Source organism: Paenibacillus whitsoniae, from assembly GCF_003955665.1.
GTDB lineage: Bacteria > Bacillota > Bacilli > Paenibacillales > NBRC-103111 > Paenibacillus_E > Paenibacillus_E whitsoniae.
Genome location: NZ_RXHU01000017.1, coordinates 12,863 through 29,718, shown reverse-complemented (window position 1 = coordinate 29,718; position 16,856 = coordinate 12,863). Strand labels below are relative to the sequence as shown.

General features: G+C 47.5%; 13 protein-coding genes and 2 pseudogenes. 11 read left to right on the top strand and 4 right to left on the bottom strand.

Annotated elements, in window-relative coordinates; translation table 11 throughout:
• Window positions 1–7: 7 nt before the first annotated feature.
• The 3 genes and pseudogenes from EJQ19_RS06650 to EJQ19_RS06645 form a co-directional block, all read left to right on the top strand.
• Entirely contained in the window at window positions 8–766 is a 759-nt protein-coding gene (locus tag EJQ19_RS06650) for an SDR family NAD(P)-dependent oxidoreductase (RefSeq protein ID WP_126140420.1), read from the top strand.
• 540 nt (window positions 767–1,306) lie between these two features.
• Window positions 1,307–1,465, top strand: a pseudogene (locus tag EJQ19_RS32440) (zinc ABC transporter ATP-binding protein); the annotation flags it as partial.
• Window positions 1,466–1,468: 3 nt separating this feature from the next.
• A pseudogene (locus EJQ19_RS06645) lies at window positions 1,469–1,968 on the top strand (metal ABC transporter solute-binding protein, Zn/Mn family); the annotation flags it as partial.
• 86 nt (window positions 1,969–2,054) lie between these two features.
• Here the strand turns inward: EJQ19_RS06645 and EJQ19_RS06640 are convergent.
• Complete coding sequence (locus tag EJQ19_RS06640) at window positions 2,055–3,467, bottom strand: MFS transporter (RefSeq protein ID WP_241242770.1); 1,413 nt, start codon at window positions 3,465–3,467, stop codon at window positions 2,055–2,057.
• A gap of 140 nt (window positions 3,468–3,607) precedes the next feature.
• On the opposite strand from EJQ19_RS06640, the gene EJQ19_RS06635 reads away from it, so the two are divergent.
• Both EJQ19_RS06635 and EJQ19_RS06630 read left to right on the top strand, forming a co-directional pair.
• Window positions 3,608–4,576: an AraC family transcriptional regulator gene (locus EJQ19_RS06635; protein ID WP_126140419.1), complete on the top strand. Its 969-nt coding sequence runs from the start codon at window positions 3,608–3,610 to the stop codon at window positions 4,574–4,576.
• Window positions 4,577–4,685: 109 nt separating this feature from the next.
• Window positions 4,686–4,907 carry a hypothetical protein gene (locus EJQ19_RS06630; RefSeq protein WP_126140418.1) on the top strand — a complete coding sequence of 74 codons (222 nt, stop codon included), beginning with the start codon at window positions 4,686–4,688 and terminating at the stop codon, window positions 4,905–4,907.
• 62 nt (window positions 4,908–4,969) lie between these two features.
• On the opposite strand, the gene EJQ19_RS06625 is transcribed toward EJQ19_RS06630, so the two are convergent.
• Genes EJQ19_RS06625 through EJQ19_RS06615 form a run of 3 tightly spaced genes read right to left on the bottom strand, consistent with a single transcriptional unit; the run spans window position 4,970 to window position 9,388 of the window.
• Window positions 4,970–5,947: a sugar ABC transporter substrate-binding protein gene (locus EJQ19_RS06625; protein ID WP_126140417.1), complete on the bottom strand. Its 978-nt coding sequence runs from the start codon at window positions 5,945–5,947 to the stop codon at window positions 4,970–4,972.
• The gene (locus EJQ19_RS06620) at window positions 5,934–7,577 is read right to left on the bottom strand and encodes a response regulator (RefSeq protein ID WP_126140416.1); all 1,644 of its coding nucleotides are present in this window, start codon (window positions 7,575–7,577) and stop codon (window positions 5,934–5,936) included. Before EJQ19_RS06620 ends, EJQ19_RS06625 begins: the two co-directional genes overlap by 14 nt.
• Window positions 7,578–7,582: 5 nt before the next feature.
• Window positions 7,583–9,388 carry a sensor histidine kinase gene (locus tag EJQ19_RS06615; RefSeq protein ID WP_241242769.1) on the bottom strand — a complete coding sequence of 602 codons (1,806 nt, stop codon included), beginning with the start codon at window positions 9,386–9,388 and terminating at the stop codon, window positions 7,583–7,585.
• A 256-nt stretch (window positions 9,389–9,644) separates the two neighbouring features.
• Between EJQ19_RS06615 and EJQ19_RS06610 the strand changes: the two genes are divergently transcribed.
• From EJQ19_RS06610 to EJQ19_RS06585, 6 genes are all read left to right on the top strand, one after another.
• Entirely contained in the window at window positions 9,645–10,676 is a 1,032-nt protein-coding gene (locus EJQ19_RS06610; protein WP_241242768.1) for an ABC transporter substrate-binding protein, read from the top strand.
• An 83-nt stretch (window positions 10,677–10,759) separates the two neighbouring features.
• Complete coding sequence (locus EJQ19_RS06605) at window positions 10,760–12,268, top strand: sugar ABC transporter ATP-binding protein (RefSeq protein WP_126140415.1); 1,509 nt, start codon at window positions 10,760–10,762, stop codon at window positions 12,266–12,268.
• A 5-nt stretch (window positions 12,269–12,273) separates the two neighbouring features.
• Window positions 12,274–13,299 carry an ABC transporter permease gene (locus EJQ19_RS06600; RefSeq protein WP_241242767.1) on the top strand — a complete coding sequence of 342 codons (1,026 nt, stop codon included), beginning with the start codon at window positions 12,274–12,276 and terminating at the stop codon, window positions 13,297–13,299.
• Window positions 13,292–14,254: a galactofuranose ABC transporter, permease protein YjfF gene (gene yjfF, locus EJQ19_RS06595; RefSeq protein WP_126140414.1), complete on the top strand. Its 963-nt coding sequence runs from the start codon at window positions 13,292–13,294 to the stop codon at window positions 14,252–14,254. Before EJQ19_RS06600 ends, yjfF begins: the two co-directional genes overlap by 8 nt.
• Window positions 14,255–14,403: 149 nt before the next feature.
• The gene (locus EJQ19_RS06590) at window positions 14,404–15,447 is read left to right on the top strand and encodes an ABC transporter substrate-binding protein (RefSeq protein WP_126140452.1); all 1,044 of its coding nucleotides are present in this window, start codon (window positions 14,404–14,406) and stop codon (window positions 15,445–15,447) included.
• Window positions 15,448–15,777: 330 nt separating this feature from the next.
• Window positions 15,778–16,767 (top strand): S-layer homology domain-containing protein, encoded by a 990-nt coding sequence (locus tag EJQ19_RS06585; protein ID WP_164716358.1) that lies wholly within the window; start codon window positions 15,778–15,780, stop codon window positions 16,765–16,767.
• The last annotated feature ends 89 nt before the right edge of the window (window positions 16,768–16,856 follow it).

The window sequence follows — 16,856 nt, the reverse complement described above, 5'->3', positions numbered from 1 at the left end:
CACGTACATGCGGCTCAAGCATAAAGTCGCCTTAGTAACAGGGGGAGCGAACGGTATCGGCCGTGCGGTGTCCCTGCGTTTTGCCAGGGAAGGCGCGAAGGTGGCGCTTGCAGACATCGATCCGAAGGCGCTGGAGGAAGTCAGCGAGTTGATACGTGCAGCAGGTGCGGAGGTGCTCTGGGTTCTTGCTGACATTCAACAAAAATCCGAGGTTGACGCCATGCTCGAGAAAGCGATCACCCGATGGGGCAGGCTCGATATTGTTGTCAATAGCGCAGGCGTTTGCAGGCCGGCGCCTTTTCTCGAAATGACAGAGGCAGATTGGGAGTTTCATATGAACGTGAACCTGAAGGGCGCCTTCCTTGTCTCGCAACGTGCGGCGAGGGAGATGGTACGGCAGGGAACAGGCGGGTCCATCATTCAGATGTCCAGTGTGAACGGCCTCGCAGCTGAATCGCACCAGGCTCACTATAACGCGTCCAAAGGCGGATTGAATTTGCTCACGATGTCGATGGCACTGGAGCTGGCAGAGCATGGCATTCGTGTCAATGCGCTGTGCCCCGGCTTTATCGATACGCGGTTGACGAGGCCGCTGATTGACAATCCGCAATCGATGGAGACGTATGTGAAAACAATTCCCCTGCAGAGGGTCGGCCAGCCCGATGATATTGCCGATGCCGCGCTGTTCATGGCGAGCGACGAGTCCCGCTATATGACGGGACATTGCATGGTGATCGATGGCGGTCAGATCATTAAGTTGTCATAGGAATTCGTCCCGACTGGCGATTTATTCTTAATGAATCCTACTTTCGGTTTGCGGAACTACACGCCGCTATTTCATAGAATCTCATAAATTTTAGCCAGGAAGCGGAACGAGGCGACTTATTCGGGCTCCGAGCCGTCCTTTTAGTTAAAATGGCCCAAATAAGTGCTCCTCGTTCCCTTAACGACAAAAATGAGCCGTATTTTTGAAAATAGCGTCATTACGATCCTCTTCCTACGAAAAAACGTGCGAACCTCATTGCCAGTTCCAGGTCTTCCACAATGGCCATCGCTTCATAAATCCCCGCCTGAAAGGCATTAGCGGCTAGGCTCCTTCGTCGTTGGAAGATATATGCCTATTCACATCGTTAAAATTACGCATAGAAGGAGGGGGAGATCTCTTGCTTATTGCCTCTTTACATGAAGTCGACTTCGGCTATCGGGACGTTCCTTGCATTCAACAGGCCAGTCTGGAAATTCAATTTTGGGAGTTTGTCGCCATAATGGGCCTAACGGCGCAGCAAAGTCAACGCTGCTTAAGCTCATGCTGGGGCTGCTCAAGCCGTGGCGAGGCGAGGTGTATCTATCAGGCCATAATGAGCGAGGAGGGCGGTTAAGCGTCGGCTATGTGTCGCAGCAGCTCGCAGGCTTTAACAGTGGGTTTCCGAGCACGGTATATGAATTTGTCCGCTCAGGCCGCTATCCGCTGGACCCTGTCTTGGCACAGAAGGAAGTCGATACGATCGCAGCTGGCTTGTCGCAAGCTGATCCTGTACATAGAGACGATTATCGTAAAAATGCCGATGCCTACATCGCGAAGCTGCAAGAGCTGGACACTTCCTTCCGAACAAGTCTCGCCGCCGTGAAACACAAAGAATTTGTCACCCAACACGCCGCATTCGGTTATTTAGCTAAATCGTACGGATTAACGCAGGTGCCTATCGCAGGCTTATCCCCAGAGGAAGAGCCGGCACCCGATAAAATGGCCGATATTATCCAATTTGCCAAGCAGAATCAGGTGAAAACGATCTTTTTCGAAACGTTAGTCGATCCTAAGGTCGCGAAAACGATCGCGAAAGAGATCAATGCGAAGACCGCTGTGTTGAATCCGATTGAAGGGTTGACAAGGAAATAAAGAATAATCTCGACTATTTGGCGGTGATGACCAGCAATCTGGAAGCTTTAAAGAAAGCTTTAAATGAATAGATTAAGCGACATGAAGATCCTGGATGAGTTTAACGAAGCGTATCACCCTCCTGAGGCCTTCCTCTAGCTTTTGCGGCGGTCAAAGATTATTTTTCTGGAAGTGCTGATGTACGAAAAGCTTGGCGTGCCGGAAGAAAACAGAGAAGCGTCGCTACAAGGGCTGCTGTTATAAATAGTACGGATCCCAAGATGGCGTTCGATACACCGTGTGCAAATTGCATCTTGGAAGGTTGATCCGTATGAACCGCTACATGAAACACACTTATGAGCACAGCCAAGCCTAGCGAGGAACCGCTTTGATGCGCGACATTGATCAAGCCCGAAGCAGCACCGTTATCTTGAGGGTCCACATCTGTGAGTCCTAGTACGGTAAGCGGTTGGAAAACCATGCCGGCGCCAATGCCCATGATGGTCAAGAGAATGAACATTTGCGGAAAGAACTGGGCTTGCACGGTGACGATTCGGCTCATCCAGAGTGTGCCAATGATGGCAAGCAGCAAACCGGCCATCAACACTTTCCTATTTCCATAACGCTGCACCAATCCTGGTATAAGATACATCATCCCGAACTGGGCGACCGTAAATGGCAGGAAGGCTAAGCCGGCTTCAAGCGAACTGAACCCGAGGACGTTCTGCAAAAACTGAGGGATAAAGAAAAAGAGTGAAAAATTTCCGCCTACCATGAGGAACCTTCCTAGATAAGCCCCGGACCGCTGGCGGTTCGCAAACAATCGGAGAGGGATGATGGGTTCAGCAGCGCGAGATTCAATAAGAACGAATGCTGCTAGCAGAACAATCCCGGCTGCAAATGAAATCCATGTTTCGGGTTTCCCCCATCCGCGATCAGCAGCTTGAACGAAACCATACACCAACGCGCTCATGCCGAATACGGAGACAATTGCACCTCCAAGATCGAAACGTCCGGCCCGCGTGCCTGTTTGCTGAATAAACCTGTGTACCATAAAGAGCAAAGCAATCCCAATGGGGACATTGATAAACATCCCTACGCGCCAGGAAATAAAATCTGTGAAAAATCCGCCAAGCAAGAGGCCGACACTGCCTCCGCCAGCCGAAACCGCGCTGTACATTGCGATCGCTTTAGCGCGTTCCTTGGCCTCTACAAAACTCGCTGACAGCAGGGCAAGTGCAGCAGGAGTTGCCAAAGCAGCAGAAAAGCCTTGAAATGCACGGGTGACAAGCAAAAATTCGGCTGTCGGCGACAAGCCTGCCAGCATGGAGGCCAGCGAAAATAAGCCAATGCCGATAAGCAGCATTCTTCTGCGCCCCAAAAGATCCCCTGCTCGGGCACCGAGCAACAAGAAACCCCCGAACGGTAAAATATAGGCATTTTGGACCCAAGTCAAACTGGTTGCCGACATCTGTAACGCTCGGCCGATTTGAGGGATCGCTGTTACCATAATGGAGGCGTCAAGCACAACGATAAGCTGACAAGCGATAATGATAGTTAAGATGATCCATTTCGTTTTCTTCATACTCATGTTCCTTTCCAACTCGTTATATCGTGTTTCTATAGCCTATTATGGATGGAGTTGGTGGAAGGAAGTAGACCATTTCTGCAGAATAATTGCCTAAAGCTGCAAATTGCTGTAGAGTAGAGCAAGAAGGAGGAATGGAACGCATGCCGGAACAAAGGTTGGATCATCACACGATCCATGGAAAGAGTGTTTCAATTCATAAGAAAGCGCTGGATCAACTCATTGCCGCGGCGGAACGAATTGCCTTGGCAGAAGGACGGACACCGACCATGGTTCCGTTTCTTTCCATCGTCAGAAACAGTCGCGAGACACAGCGAAGATCAGGCGTTTTGACTCCTTCTTTTTGTCTGATCCTTCAAGGAACGAAGAGGCTTTACCTTGGTCAAGAGATTTTGCTTTATACTGCGGGTGACTATTTGGCGTCGCTGATCGATATACCGACTTCCGCTCAAATCATCGGAGCCACGGAGGAATCACCATATATCGGGCTTCGGATTGATTTAACGACAGAAGAAGTTGCTTCTGTGGCTATGGAAGCGCAAATCGTCACCAAACCAAGACAGAATGGCCTTGGAGCGGGAGCCTTCATCGGAAAAGCGGATGCCGGGCTGCTAGATATTTTTCTCCGGCTACTGAGGTTAGTCGATAAGCCTAAAGAAGCTCAATTTCTGTCCGAGCTGATCAAAAGGGAAATGATTTTTAACCTTTTATCCGGTGAATTTGGACACATGTTTTTTCAAAAAGCACTCTTTGATCAAAAGGCTGATGGCGTGGGTAAGGCGATTCAATGGATTAAAGATAATTACGAACGTTCGTTTACCGTTGAGGAACTTGCCAAATCCTGCAGGATGAGCACCTCCGGACTGCATCATAAATTCAAAGCGATTACAACAATGGGGCCTTTGCAATATCAGAAGCAGCTTCGCCTGCAGGAAGCCAGGCGCCTGATGCTGAGCGGGCCCATGGGGGCAACGATGGCAGCGTTGACGGTTGGTTATGAAAGTCCGTCACAGTTCAATCGGGAATACAGGAGGCTTTTCGGTCTTCCTCCTCTGCAAGATATTAAATCGTTGCGAAAATCATCATCCGCACTGGGATTCGAGGATAGTTAAGTGACAACAAAAATATCCACTTTCCCCATAAATAATTCCATTCAACTCACCCCCCTCAATCCACTATGATGAAGATATAAATGTTATCTAGTCAGAGAGGGGCAGGGCAATGGAAAAGAATGTGGATATCGACATGATTCAGATTCAAGAAAAGCATCAGTATACGGTTTGGACTCGGGTACATGCACAACATGCAAAAGGGTTGGTGGAGACCATGAAAGCCAGGTTGATTCAGGACAACGGACTTTCAGATGAAAGCAATCTGATTTTCATGCTGTACGCGTTTAAGCGTGACAATGTGCTGATGCTTGCGGCGGATCAACAGAATTGAGCAGAGAAAAGCGGCAGTATACACGTTCGGTGTACGCTGCCGCTTTTCGTGTCCAATTCTGTCTAGTAGGTACCTTCAAGCGCTGTTTGGGTTACTTCTTGAAATCCGGTATTCGTGATTTCGGACACCTCGCTGTGGTTGGAGCCCGCGAGTAACTTCTCAATTATTTTATTTCCCCACATATGCTCATTCTCTGAAATTACGGAATGGATTTGTCCGTTTAACAGCGCCTCTTTCACTTCGGGGGTCATGCCGAATGTCAAGGCAAATCGTTTTAAACCTTGCGATTTCCAGACTAGAATGGCATTTGAACTGGAAATAACATCCAAGGCGACTAGCGCATCAAAATGAGGATGTTCCTCAATCAATGTTTCCAAGTCTGAAATGGCATTGTCGTTATTCCCCTCGTTGTACCGGGTTTCCAGCACCTGAATGTCCGTTTTGGTTTTGAGATACTCGAGCATCCCTGCAAGCCGGCTGGTCTGCTGAATGGAACCGGCTTTGCTTCCCTCGACCATAATCATTCCTTTCCCCTTTAGGGTGCGTTCAACGATTTGTCCCATTAGCATGCCTTCATTGAAGAAGCTGCTTCCGATGAAGGAGGAGCGCTTGCTGCCCGGCACATCCGATTCAAAGCAAATGACCGGGATACCGGCCAGCACAGCTTTGTTAATGTAGGGCTCAAGCGCAACGGGGTCAATGGGATCCAAGGCGATGCCGTCCACCTTTTGATTGATCATGTTCTCCATCATTCGGATCTGCTGCTCCAGGTTAATTTCATCGGGCGCCTTGACAACGAGCTGAATCGGATAGGGCTTGCTCGCGGCCTCAATAGACTCCGTAATCATTTCATAGAAAGGATGCGCAAGCGGGTAGATGATTCCGAAGGTCAGTCGACGATCGTGATTGCTGCTTGCCGTCTGCTCCGGATGTTGGGAAGCTGAAGGTGACATATCTGGCCCCGAAGGAGCGGAATCCTTGCACGCTGTGAGAACCAGAAGAAGTAGGAAGGTGCAAGCTGCCCAACTAGTGATTCTCATCCTCGGCGTCTCCTTTCCATAACTCCAGCGCCTCTTCGTTGATACTCTTCTTCCTGAAATCTTTTGGCGTCATCCCGGTTAAGCGTTTGAACAGATTTGAGAAATAATGGGGATCATTGTAGCCGATTAAGAAAGCAATTTCATAAGATTTGGAGGATGTGCTCTTCAGCAGCTCCATAGCTCTGCGAATCCGTACCTGTGTCAAATATTCGATAAAGGTTTGATTCGTTTCCTGACTGAAAATTCTGCTCAAATAGTTAGGGCTTAGACTGACGTACTCCGCTGCATCCTGTAAGGAAATCGTCTCTTTCTCAAAATTGGCTTGGATATATTCTTTGACTTTAAGAATCGTGTCGCTGTATTTGTCATAAACTCGGGAGCGCCATGTCCAAAATTGTTCAATTAATTTGACAAGGTAATCTGCGCATTCTTCCCAGGAATGTATGCCTCCAATTAATTGCTGGAACTGTGCCAAGTATTGTTCAGGCTCAGGCAGGTGTCTGTACATATCTTTATTGGAGCGAAAGGTTTCAATGGTCAAATCGTTTAACATGTAATACCCGAAAGGGGAGGAATGCCAATTGATTTCGCTTAAAGCAGCCGCATACTCACGTACAAAGGATTCGAGTTTGGCCGGCGTACCAATTTTCAAAAAGTCAATGAATGCCCCGCGATCCAGAAAGCGGGAAGCATCGGGAATTTCTTTTGTTGCCTCCCCGAGAATATTCCGGTTTTGGCGGGACAATCGGCGCCAATGGACATCTTCCATCGCATCCAGGAACGAAAGATGGACATTTTGCAGTCGATCTTGCACACTGCCGATACCGATGGAGACGGAAAGGGTATGCTTTTCTTCCGCCAGTTCTTTTTGCAGCTCCTGGAAAAAGCTGATTTCCTGTTTCAGAATATCTAACGTGTCTGCTTTAATAATCCAAACCTTTTCGTAGCGGCTGCGTTGAAAGCTCAAGTGTGCGCAGTCGGCTTTCAGTTGCAGACATTTGTCCAGCAGACGTTCGTTGCTTGCCGGAATCGTCTCTGAATCTGGGGGAAATGCTTCTGTTTCCCGAAGATCCAGTACGGTAACCGCATAATAGCGGGCTACGATGTTCAAATGAAGGGCGGCAGCATGATGCATCACTTCAGACGTGGTCATAAAGCCACTGCACAAATCATTAAGCAATTTGCTCTGAGTTAATGCTGCGGCTTCATTTTCTTTTTCTTTCAAGGCCTGCAGTTGATTCTTGACTTCTCGTTCCTTATCGATCACATTACTAACGCTATGCAGAACTTTGATCAGCTCAGCCGGACTGATCGGCTTCAGGCAATATTCATGCACCCCCGCCTGCATAGCCGCTCTGGCATATTCAAATTCCGCATGGCCACTGAGAATAATAATTTTCATATCCGGAAACTGGTTCCGCATAAGGCTGCTAAGCTCCAAACCGTTCATAAAGGGCATGAGGATATCGGTAATGAGAATATCCGGTTGAACTTGTTCAATAACGGGAAGGGCAACTTCCCCGTCAGAGGCATCGCCGCAGTAAATAAAGCCTTCCTTCTCCCAGTCGATGCAATCGCGAATTGTTTCTCTAATAATGATTTCATCGTCAACGAGTAAAATTTTCTTCATGCCTGTCACCCCCGCTCATTAGGTAATCGAATGGTAACAACGGTGCCTTCACCATCGATGCTTTCCACTTGTACCCCGTAGGACTCGCCATAATACAAACGAAGTCGTCGATGTACGTTATGCAAGCCGAAGCCGCCGGAAACTTCATTCCCTGTTTTTTCAGGAAAATGAGGATCCATTAACGCTGCTTGCAATTGTTGGAGCCTTTCTTCCGAAATGCCTTTCCCATTGTCTTTGACTATCATGGTAAAGCCTTGTGAATCATCATCAGGTCTTCCGACAATGTGAATCATCCCTTTGCCCCGTTTGTTTTTCAAACCATGGTACAGTGCATTTTCAACGATCGGCTGCAAGGTCATTTTGAGAATCGGCATGCTCATCAAGGTTGGATCCACGTCAATGTCATAATCCAGAATATCCCGATAGCGGATTTGCTGAATGGTCAGATAACTCTGGAGATGCTCGATTTCCATCTCCAGGGAAATGACGTCACGGCCTTTACTCAGGCTGATTCTGAATAGTTTGGATAACGCCATTACGAGCTGAACGACTTGCTCCTTTTTTTCGGATTGGGCAAGCCACAGGATCGAATCCAGTGTATTATACAGAAAATGCGGATTAATCTGCGCCTGAAGAGCACGCAGCTCAGATTTCTTAATCTCTTGCTGCTCTTTAATACTTTGATTGAGCAAGTCCCTGATTTTGCCGATCATGGTATTAAAACTATGGCCAAGATCAGCGATTTCATCGGTACCTTCGAGGGGGACTTTTGCCTCCAAATAACCGGATGCCGCCAATTGCATTTTATTTTTCAAGATGCGAACAGGACGAGTCAAACGAGTGGAAACGAAGAAATGCAAGGTGATCGCAAACAGAATGCTTAATAGTACGCTGACGATGATTAGTTTCCGAATGGAATTGGCTTCCTGAACGATTTCTTGCAAAGGGACGACGCCGATAATATTCCAGCCGGTTGAATGGGAAGGTACCGATAAAATGAAGTTAGGCTTCCCATTTGATATATCAATCGTCCCTGTGGACGGATTGCGAATGATCGAATTCATTTCTTCCTGGTTTGGCCGTTTGTCGGGGGACACCCGGGAAGGATTGAAAATGGGTTTGCCGGTATCATCTGCTACGAAGAAAAAACCTGTTTTCCCAACAGTGACATTGTCGCAAAAATCAGTGACGACCCGATCATCGACATCAATGATAATAAATCCAATGACCTCATGCGTGACTCGTTGTTTCACGGTTGAAACAATCGAAATAATATTGCGCTTCTTATATTGAAACCCGTCCAATGATGTGATGCTGGAAGCATCGTCTGGCGGTATATTTAAAATGGTTTCTGGATTTTTGATTAAATAATCGAAATGGGAGTTGTGCAGCAAATTGGTATCTAATTGAAAGACGCCTTTCCGTTCACTGATCCCACGTCCATACAAATTAATCATCGTGATATTGAGTACGTTATTGTATTGGTAGGTTTGACGATATGAGGACATCGTCTGCAAAATCTCACGCGCGTCCAGATTTGTGCTGCTTTGCGTGAATAAAAAGTGAAGGACGTTCGGATTCTTCTCCAGCTCAAGCAGATTCTTGATGTCGATAAAAACATTATCGAGGTTGCTGGATAATTGGTTAGCAAGCAGCATGGTGGCCGATTTACTGTTCGCCAATACGGTATTGTAAGATTTATTGTACGAAATAAGGCCGACAATAATTAATGGAAGGCATGTAAGAATCACAAACATCGTTAAAAGTTTGGCTCTGAGGCTAGACGTTATTTTATGAAAGATCGTCATCATAGCAGGTACCTTCCTTAGCATTCCATAGTCCAGCGGTTCCTATTTGAATTATGTATCAATCCATTTGAAAACGCAATCATCCGATAAAAAACTACATGTTTTGGATAAAAAAACAATGAAATCATTCTTCCATAATGAAAAGTGAATAATTTATTCCAACAAGTGCAAATGAAACTCCGTATACCCCGCTGTCGCTTCTCACCTATAATTTAGCTACACCGCTAACAACAAGGTGAAATAAAGGGAGGAAAGACAAATGACAATGAAAAAGACTTTCGGGGTAGTTTTAGCTTCTACAATGGTACTGCTCACGGCAGCATGCGGAAGCAGCACAACAACAAGCAAACAAACGACTGCACCGGCAACTGCGGCAGCAGCGGCAACAACGGCTTCTGCGGCACAGTCCGGCAAAAAAGTCACCCTAGGGTTTGCACAAGTCGGCGCGGAAAGCGGTTGGCGGACAGCCAATACGAAGTCCATTCAAGATTCCGCTAAGGAAGCCGGCTTCGATCTGAAATTCTCCGATGCGCAGCAAAAGCAAGAGAACCAGATTAAAGCGATTCGCACTTACATTCAACAAAAAGTTGATGTGATTGCCTTCTCCCCGGTTGTTGAATCCGGCTGGGATACCGTATTGAAAGAAGCGAAAGACGCAGGCATCCCGGTAATTTTGACGGACCGTGCAGTAGATTCCAAAGACACTTCGCTTTATAAAACGTTCATCGGCTCCGACTTCGTTGAAGAAGGCAGAAGCGCGGGCAAATGGCTTGTCGACAAGTATAAAGATACGAAAGATACCGTCAACATTGTCGAGCTTCAAGGCACAACAGGCTCCGCGCCTGCGAACGATCGTAAAGCAGGATTTGATGAAATCATTAAATCCAATCCGAACCTGAAGGTCATTGCGTCGCAAACAGGCGACTTCACTCGGGCGAAAGGGAAAGAAGTTATGCAGGCTTTCCTGAAAGCCAATAAGAACATCAACGTGCTGTATGCCCATAACGACGATATGGCGCTCGGGGCTATTCAAGCGATTGAAGAAGCGGGGCTCAAGCCTGGCAAAGACATCGTCATTATTTCCGTTGACGGCGTAAAAGATGGTTTCCAAGCGGCAAGCGAAGGCAAAATCAACTTCATCGTCGAGTGCAACCCGCTCCTAGGCGGTCAATTGATGCAGGCGGTGCGCGACGTGTTGGCTAACAAAGAAATTCCTAAACGAATTGTCACGAAGGAAGGCGTATTTACATCGGAAGATGCAAAACGTGAGCTGCCAAACCGTCAATACTAAGACGACTAAATAAAAAAGAGCTCGGCTGCTCCGTCGTTGCAGGCGGGGCGGCTTTCGCTTACATGTAGGAGAGGAGAGGCAGTATGAATCATAATGGGCCAGTCTTGCAAATGACCGGAATTCATAAGCAATTTCCGGGCGTTAAGGCATTGACCAACGTAAATTTCAGGCTTTTTCCTGGAGAAGTGCATGCTTTGATGGGTGAAAATGGTGCGGGTAAATCGACATTGATTAAAGTTCTAACTGGAGTCCATTCAATTGATCAAGGTACTGTGGCGTTGGAGAATACGCCCATTAAAATCAGCAGTCCTCTGGATGCACAAGTAGCGGGGATCAGCACCGTCTATCAAGAGGTGAACCTATGCGCGAACCTGTCGGTCGCCGAGAATATTTATATCGGACGTGAGCCTCGTCGTTTTGGTCGTATATTATGGAAGGATATGAATCACAACGCGCAGCAGCTGTTGAAAAAAAGAATGAATTTGGACATTGATGTCACGCAGCCGCTTCATGCCTATTCTGTGGCAGTTCAACAGCTGATCGCGATTGCAAGGGCGCTCAGCATCTCGGCGAAAGTGCTTATTCTGGATGAACCTACGTCCAGTTTGGATCGCGGAGAGGTTGTCCAATTATTTTCCGTCATGACCAGGCTGAAGAACGACGGCTTAGCCATTCTGTTCGTTACACACTTCTTAGATCAGGTCTACGACATTTCAGATCGCATAACCATTCTCCGCAACGGAGAATTTATAGGGGAGTACATGGCGAAGGAACTGCCCCGCATAGAACTGGTATCCAAGATGATCGGGAAGGAGCTGGATCAGCTTGAGGAAATGCCGAAAGGCGAGGCCGAATATCAAACGAACCGCAATATTTTAATGAAAGCATCTGCCTTAGGCAGAAAAGGTTCGATCGAGCCTGTCGATCTTACCATCCACAAGGGAGAAATCGTCGGACTTGCCGGGCTGCTGGGGTCGGGAAGGACGGAATTGGCGCGACTCTTCTTTGCCGCTGACAAAGCGGATCATGGTGAAATCGTGATGGAGGGGGAGAAGGCGGCGATCCATTCTCCGAGGCAAGCGATTGATCATAACATCGCATTTTGTTCGGAAAATCGGAAGACCGAAGGGATTATCGACGATTTGACCGTACGCGAGAATATCATCTTAGCCCTGCAGGCTTCTCAAGGCTGGTTTAAAACCATTTCACGAAAGCGGCAGGATGAAATAGCGGATGAGTATATAAAAGCACTGAATATTAATCCGCCGAATCCGGAGCATTTGATTAAAAATTTAAGTGGCGGAAATCAACAGAAAGTGCTGCTCGCGCGTTGGCTTCTGACAGATCCTAGCTTGCTGATTTTAGATGAACCTACCCGTGGCATAGATATTGGAGCGAAGGCTGAGATTCAGAAGCTGGTCTTGTCCTTGGCTCAAAAAGGGATGTCGGTTCTCTTCATTTCATCCGAATTGGAAGAAGTTCTGCGCGTTAGCCACAAGATTGTTGTCCTGCGCGATCGTCATAAGGTTCAGGAAATGACAGGGAGCGAAATCAGTCAGAAAAACGTCATGAAAGCAATTGCGGGAGGTTGAGCACGGTGGTGAAACATCATTTATTTTGGCCCTTAACATTTTTGGCGGCGTTATTAGTCTTTAATTTCATTTATTCGCCCGATTTCTTCTCGATACGGATGAGGGATGGACATCTCTATGGCAGCCTGATCGATATTCTTAATTTCGGCGCGCAGTTAATGATTGTCTCCATCGGCATGACGCTTGTTATTGCAGCAACAAAAGGTGTGGATCTCTCCGTCGGCTCCGTTGTCGCAATTGCCGGGGCGATTGCTTGCTTGAATATCAGCAAAGGCGACGGAAGTATCGCAAATGTGATCGTCGCTGTGGGTACAGCGCTGCTGGTTTCCATTGTGCTAGGCGTCTGGAATGGATTCCTCGTTGCCAGTGTGGGGATTCAACCGATTATCGCTACGCTCATCCTCATGGTTTCCGGTCGAGGGGTATCGCAGCTGATTACGAGCGGACAGATTATCACTGTTTCCAATCCGACTTACAAATTCATCGGGGCCGGGTCGCTACTCACGCTGCCTTTCTCCATTTTTATTGTCGCTATCGTTTTCCTCATCGCATTCCTATTGACCCGTAAAACGGCACTTGGCCTGTTTATCGAGTCGGTCGGCTGCAAACCGACGGCCAGCAGGCTTGCCGGTGTCAAATCCAAAACCGTCATGTTCTTCGTATACATGTTCTGCAGCTTGTGCGCAGGTGTAGCAGGGCTGCTGCTCAGCTCCAACGTATCCAGCGCCGACGGCAATAATGCCGGGCTGTGGGTTGAATTGGATGCGATTCTGGCGGTAGTCATCGGGGGAACTTCCCTTAATGGTGGACGCTTCTATCTTGGAGGCACGGTCGTTGGCGCGCTGATCATCCAGACGCTGACCACGACGATCTATATGATCGGCGTTCCGCCTGAAATTACGCTGGTTGTGAAAGCTTTTGTCGTCCTCATCGTCTGTCTGATTCAATCCGAAGCGTTCCGCAAATCGCTTGCCTTCCGTTGGAAGACGCGCAGCTACCCGGCAGAAAAGGAGGTCAAGCAGCATGCTTAAGAAGCAGCATATTCCAATCATGGTGACCATAGGACTTTTCTTTCTTATGTTTGCCATCGGTTCTTTTCGATACACGGGATTTTTCTCGCTGCAGGTTCTCATGAACTTGCTGATTGATAATTCCTTTCTATTAATTACAGCCATCGGCATGACCTTCGTTATTATTTCCGGCGGGATTGACTTATCCGTGGGTTCGGTCATTGCCTTGACCACCATGATCTCGGCGAGTTTGGTTCAGGCAGGCTGGCCGCCTGGTATTGTAATTCCACTGGTGTTAGTATTCGGTTCGCTGTTCGGATGGGGGATGGGCGCGGTTATTCATTACTTCAAAGTCGAGCCGTTTATCGTCACCCTCGCTGGCATGTTCTTGGCAAGAGGCTTATGCTACATCATTAGTATCAATACCATCACCATCGACAATGCCTTCTATACAAGCGTAGCTCAAACCAAAATCAAGCTGCCGGGCGGGAATTTCATCTCGATCAGCGTGATCATCGCCCTGCTTGTCGTTGCTCTGGGCTTCTATATCGCCCATTACACGCGATTTGGCAGAAATACGTACGCTTTGGGCGGAAGCGAGCAATCGTCCTTGCTCATGGGGCTGCCGGTCGGACGAACCAAAATGCTGATCTATGCGTTTAGCGGTTTTTGCTCATCGTTGGCCGGTGTTGTGTTTACCTTCTATATGCTCTCCGGTTACGGGCTTCACGCGATGGGGATGGAGCTGGATACGATCGCAGCCGTCGTCATCGGCGGAACGTTGCTAACGGGCGGAGTCGGTTATGTGGTTGGAACCTTCTTCGGCGTGTTGATCCAAGGCGTCATTCAAACGATTATCAGCTTCGAGGGCACACTGAGCTCGTGGTGGACGAAGATCGTGATTGGTATTCTGTTGTTCATGTTTATCTTTATGCAGAGGATGCTCAGCGAACGCAGCTGGTTAAAACGCAGCTAAGAAGAGGAAAAGAACATTCTTTGGCAAATGATGGGTTTGTCAAGCAATGTTCTTTTTTATTGATGTTTAGGAACGCAAACTATACAATAAAAACATTAAACGCTCGATCGGCACGAAGTTGAAAACCGAAAGGGGGAATGGCCGCTGTGATGGTAGTTCATCCCAAGCGCCTTTTCATTATGCTTGGCAAGCTGACCCTTGTGATCTTGACGCTCGTGGCTGTAATGGGTTGTCAGCAGGACGGAGGGACTCAAACTGCTGAACGTGTGGACAAGGGGCCCAAGGAATCGCTGGCTTCCACACCACTAGCTAGAGAGCCCGTACTAGGCTTCTCGCAGCTAGGATCGGAGAGTGCGTGGCGGTTAGCCAACACCAATTCCATCAACGAGGCTGCGAAGATCGCTGATATTCGTATGAGTTTTAACAATGCCGAGCAATCCCAAGAAAAGCAGATTGAGGCGATTCGGGAATTCGTAAAGCAAAAGGTTGATGTCATCGCCATTGCGCCTGTAGTGGAAACCGGTTGGGAGCCCATTCTTCGTGAAGTCAAGCAAGCGGGTGTTCCTGTTGTTATTATTGATCGCGATGTGGATGTTGCGGATCAATCCTTGTATGTGACGCACATTGGGTCCGATTTTTATGAAGAGGGGAAAAAGGCCGGCAAGTATCTCGTCGATAAATTTCCCAAGCAAAGCGCTCCGGTCGGGATTGTGGAACTGCGCGGAACGGAAGGCTCAACGCCTTCCATTGCAAGAGGCAAGGGACTTCGAGATGCCATTGCGGGTCGTAAGGATTTTCGTTTTTTGGCTAGCGAGAATGCGGATTTTACCTTTGTGAAAGGCAAGGAAGTCATGAAGAAGTTTTTGGTGGAGAAGGGAAAGGATATTCGGGTGCTTTATTCGCATAATGACGATATGACACTTGGCGCCCTGGAGGCGATCGAGGAATACGGTCTAGAGCCAGGGAAAGATATTGTCGTTGTCACGGTGGACGGTACCCGCAAAGCGCTGGAGAAGCTCAGTGAAGGCAAGATTAATCTGGTCGTGGAATGCAATCCGTTATTGGGGCCGAATCTGATTCAGGCGGTGAAAGAAATTGTCAAGGGAAATACACTGCCCAAACGAATTGTGACGTCCGAGAATGTATTTACACAAGTAACCGCAGCAAGTGAGATGGCATCTCGCACATATTGAGTCGGTCGTTCTGAATGATCCGAAAGCCTGGGAAAAAAATCCCGGGTTTTTCTATTCGTGTGAATAGGAAAAAAACATAAAATTACCCCTAAGGACGGCTAAAAAATCAACTTTTCTAATAAGAAATTACATCGTAATTTCAGGGTGTCGTAGTTATAATGAAAGCAATATGAAGAAGGGGACAGCTTGATGATGCGGTAACCTGGACGCATTCAGGATAGCGAGATACTGGAGTGGGAGCGGCATAACAGACTCTTTATTCATAGTTTTCCGATATTTATATTCATATATAATAAAGCGCTTTCAAAAATGTCAACGGAGGAGATTTGGATGAGAAAAAGTAAGGTGCCTTTCATCATGTATCTGATTGCCGTTATGCTAGTCGCTTGTGTACCTGGCGTCGCATTAGCCGACGGAGTTCCAACTTTCACACTAAGCACAGGCGCAGAAACGGTTGTTCCTAAACAAGAGCTTGAGATCTCTTTCACTGGAAGCAACTTGAAGGAGCTTTATGCCTATGAAGCATTGATTTCGTATGATCCTGATGTCGTCGAATTGGAAAAGGCGGATTCCAAAATAGAGGGCTTTTTTGTACCACCGAAGGCAAATGACGGAAAAATAACCTTGGCCTTCACAAAGGTTGGCCAAAAGGCAGGCGAGCAAGGAAGTAAAGTTTTAAGTACGATTTCCTTCAAGGGCAAGAAGCAAGGAGAAAGCAACATTAAATTAATATCCGTGAAGGCGCTGAAGCCTGATCTCACAGCAACCTTGGTTCGTTATGGAAGTACCTTTGCCGACCTTGAAGGCTATGAATGGGCTAGAAATGAAATTGAGGAGCTAGCGTCAGCTGGCATTATTAAGGGGACTTCGGCAATTACCTTTAGTCCAGGTGACAACATTTCAAGAGCCGACTTTATCAGTTTGCTGGTCAGAGCGTTACATCTTCACGCTGACATTGATGATAACTTCGATGATGTCACACAGTCTGATTATTATTATCAGGAGGTGGGAATTGCCAAAAAGCTAGGAATTGCCCAGGGAATGGATCTCTACCAGTTCGAGCCAAGAGTAAGCATATCCAGGCAAGATATGATGGTGGTTGCCGCACGAGCAATGAAAGTCGCCGGAAGACAGCTGGACGATGCCGCAACCGATTTAAGCGGCTTTCAAGATCCCGGCGAAGTTGCAGCTTATGCAGTAACCCCTCTAGCTCAACTCGTGAAGAAAGGCATTATTCAAGGGGACTACGGTAGGATTAAACCGAACGATACCGCTACGAGAGCAGAAGCTGCTGTCATCATCTACAGGATTATTCAATAAGCCGAGAGGAGGTGATTGCTTGTAGCGTGAATTGGGAAGAGCAGTAAATAAGGCTCAGTTGAAGTCATTTAATCAAGTAAGAAGGTGGA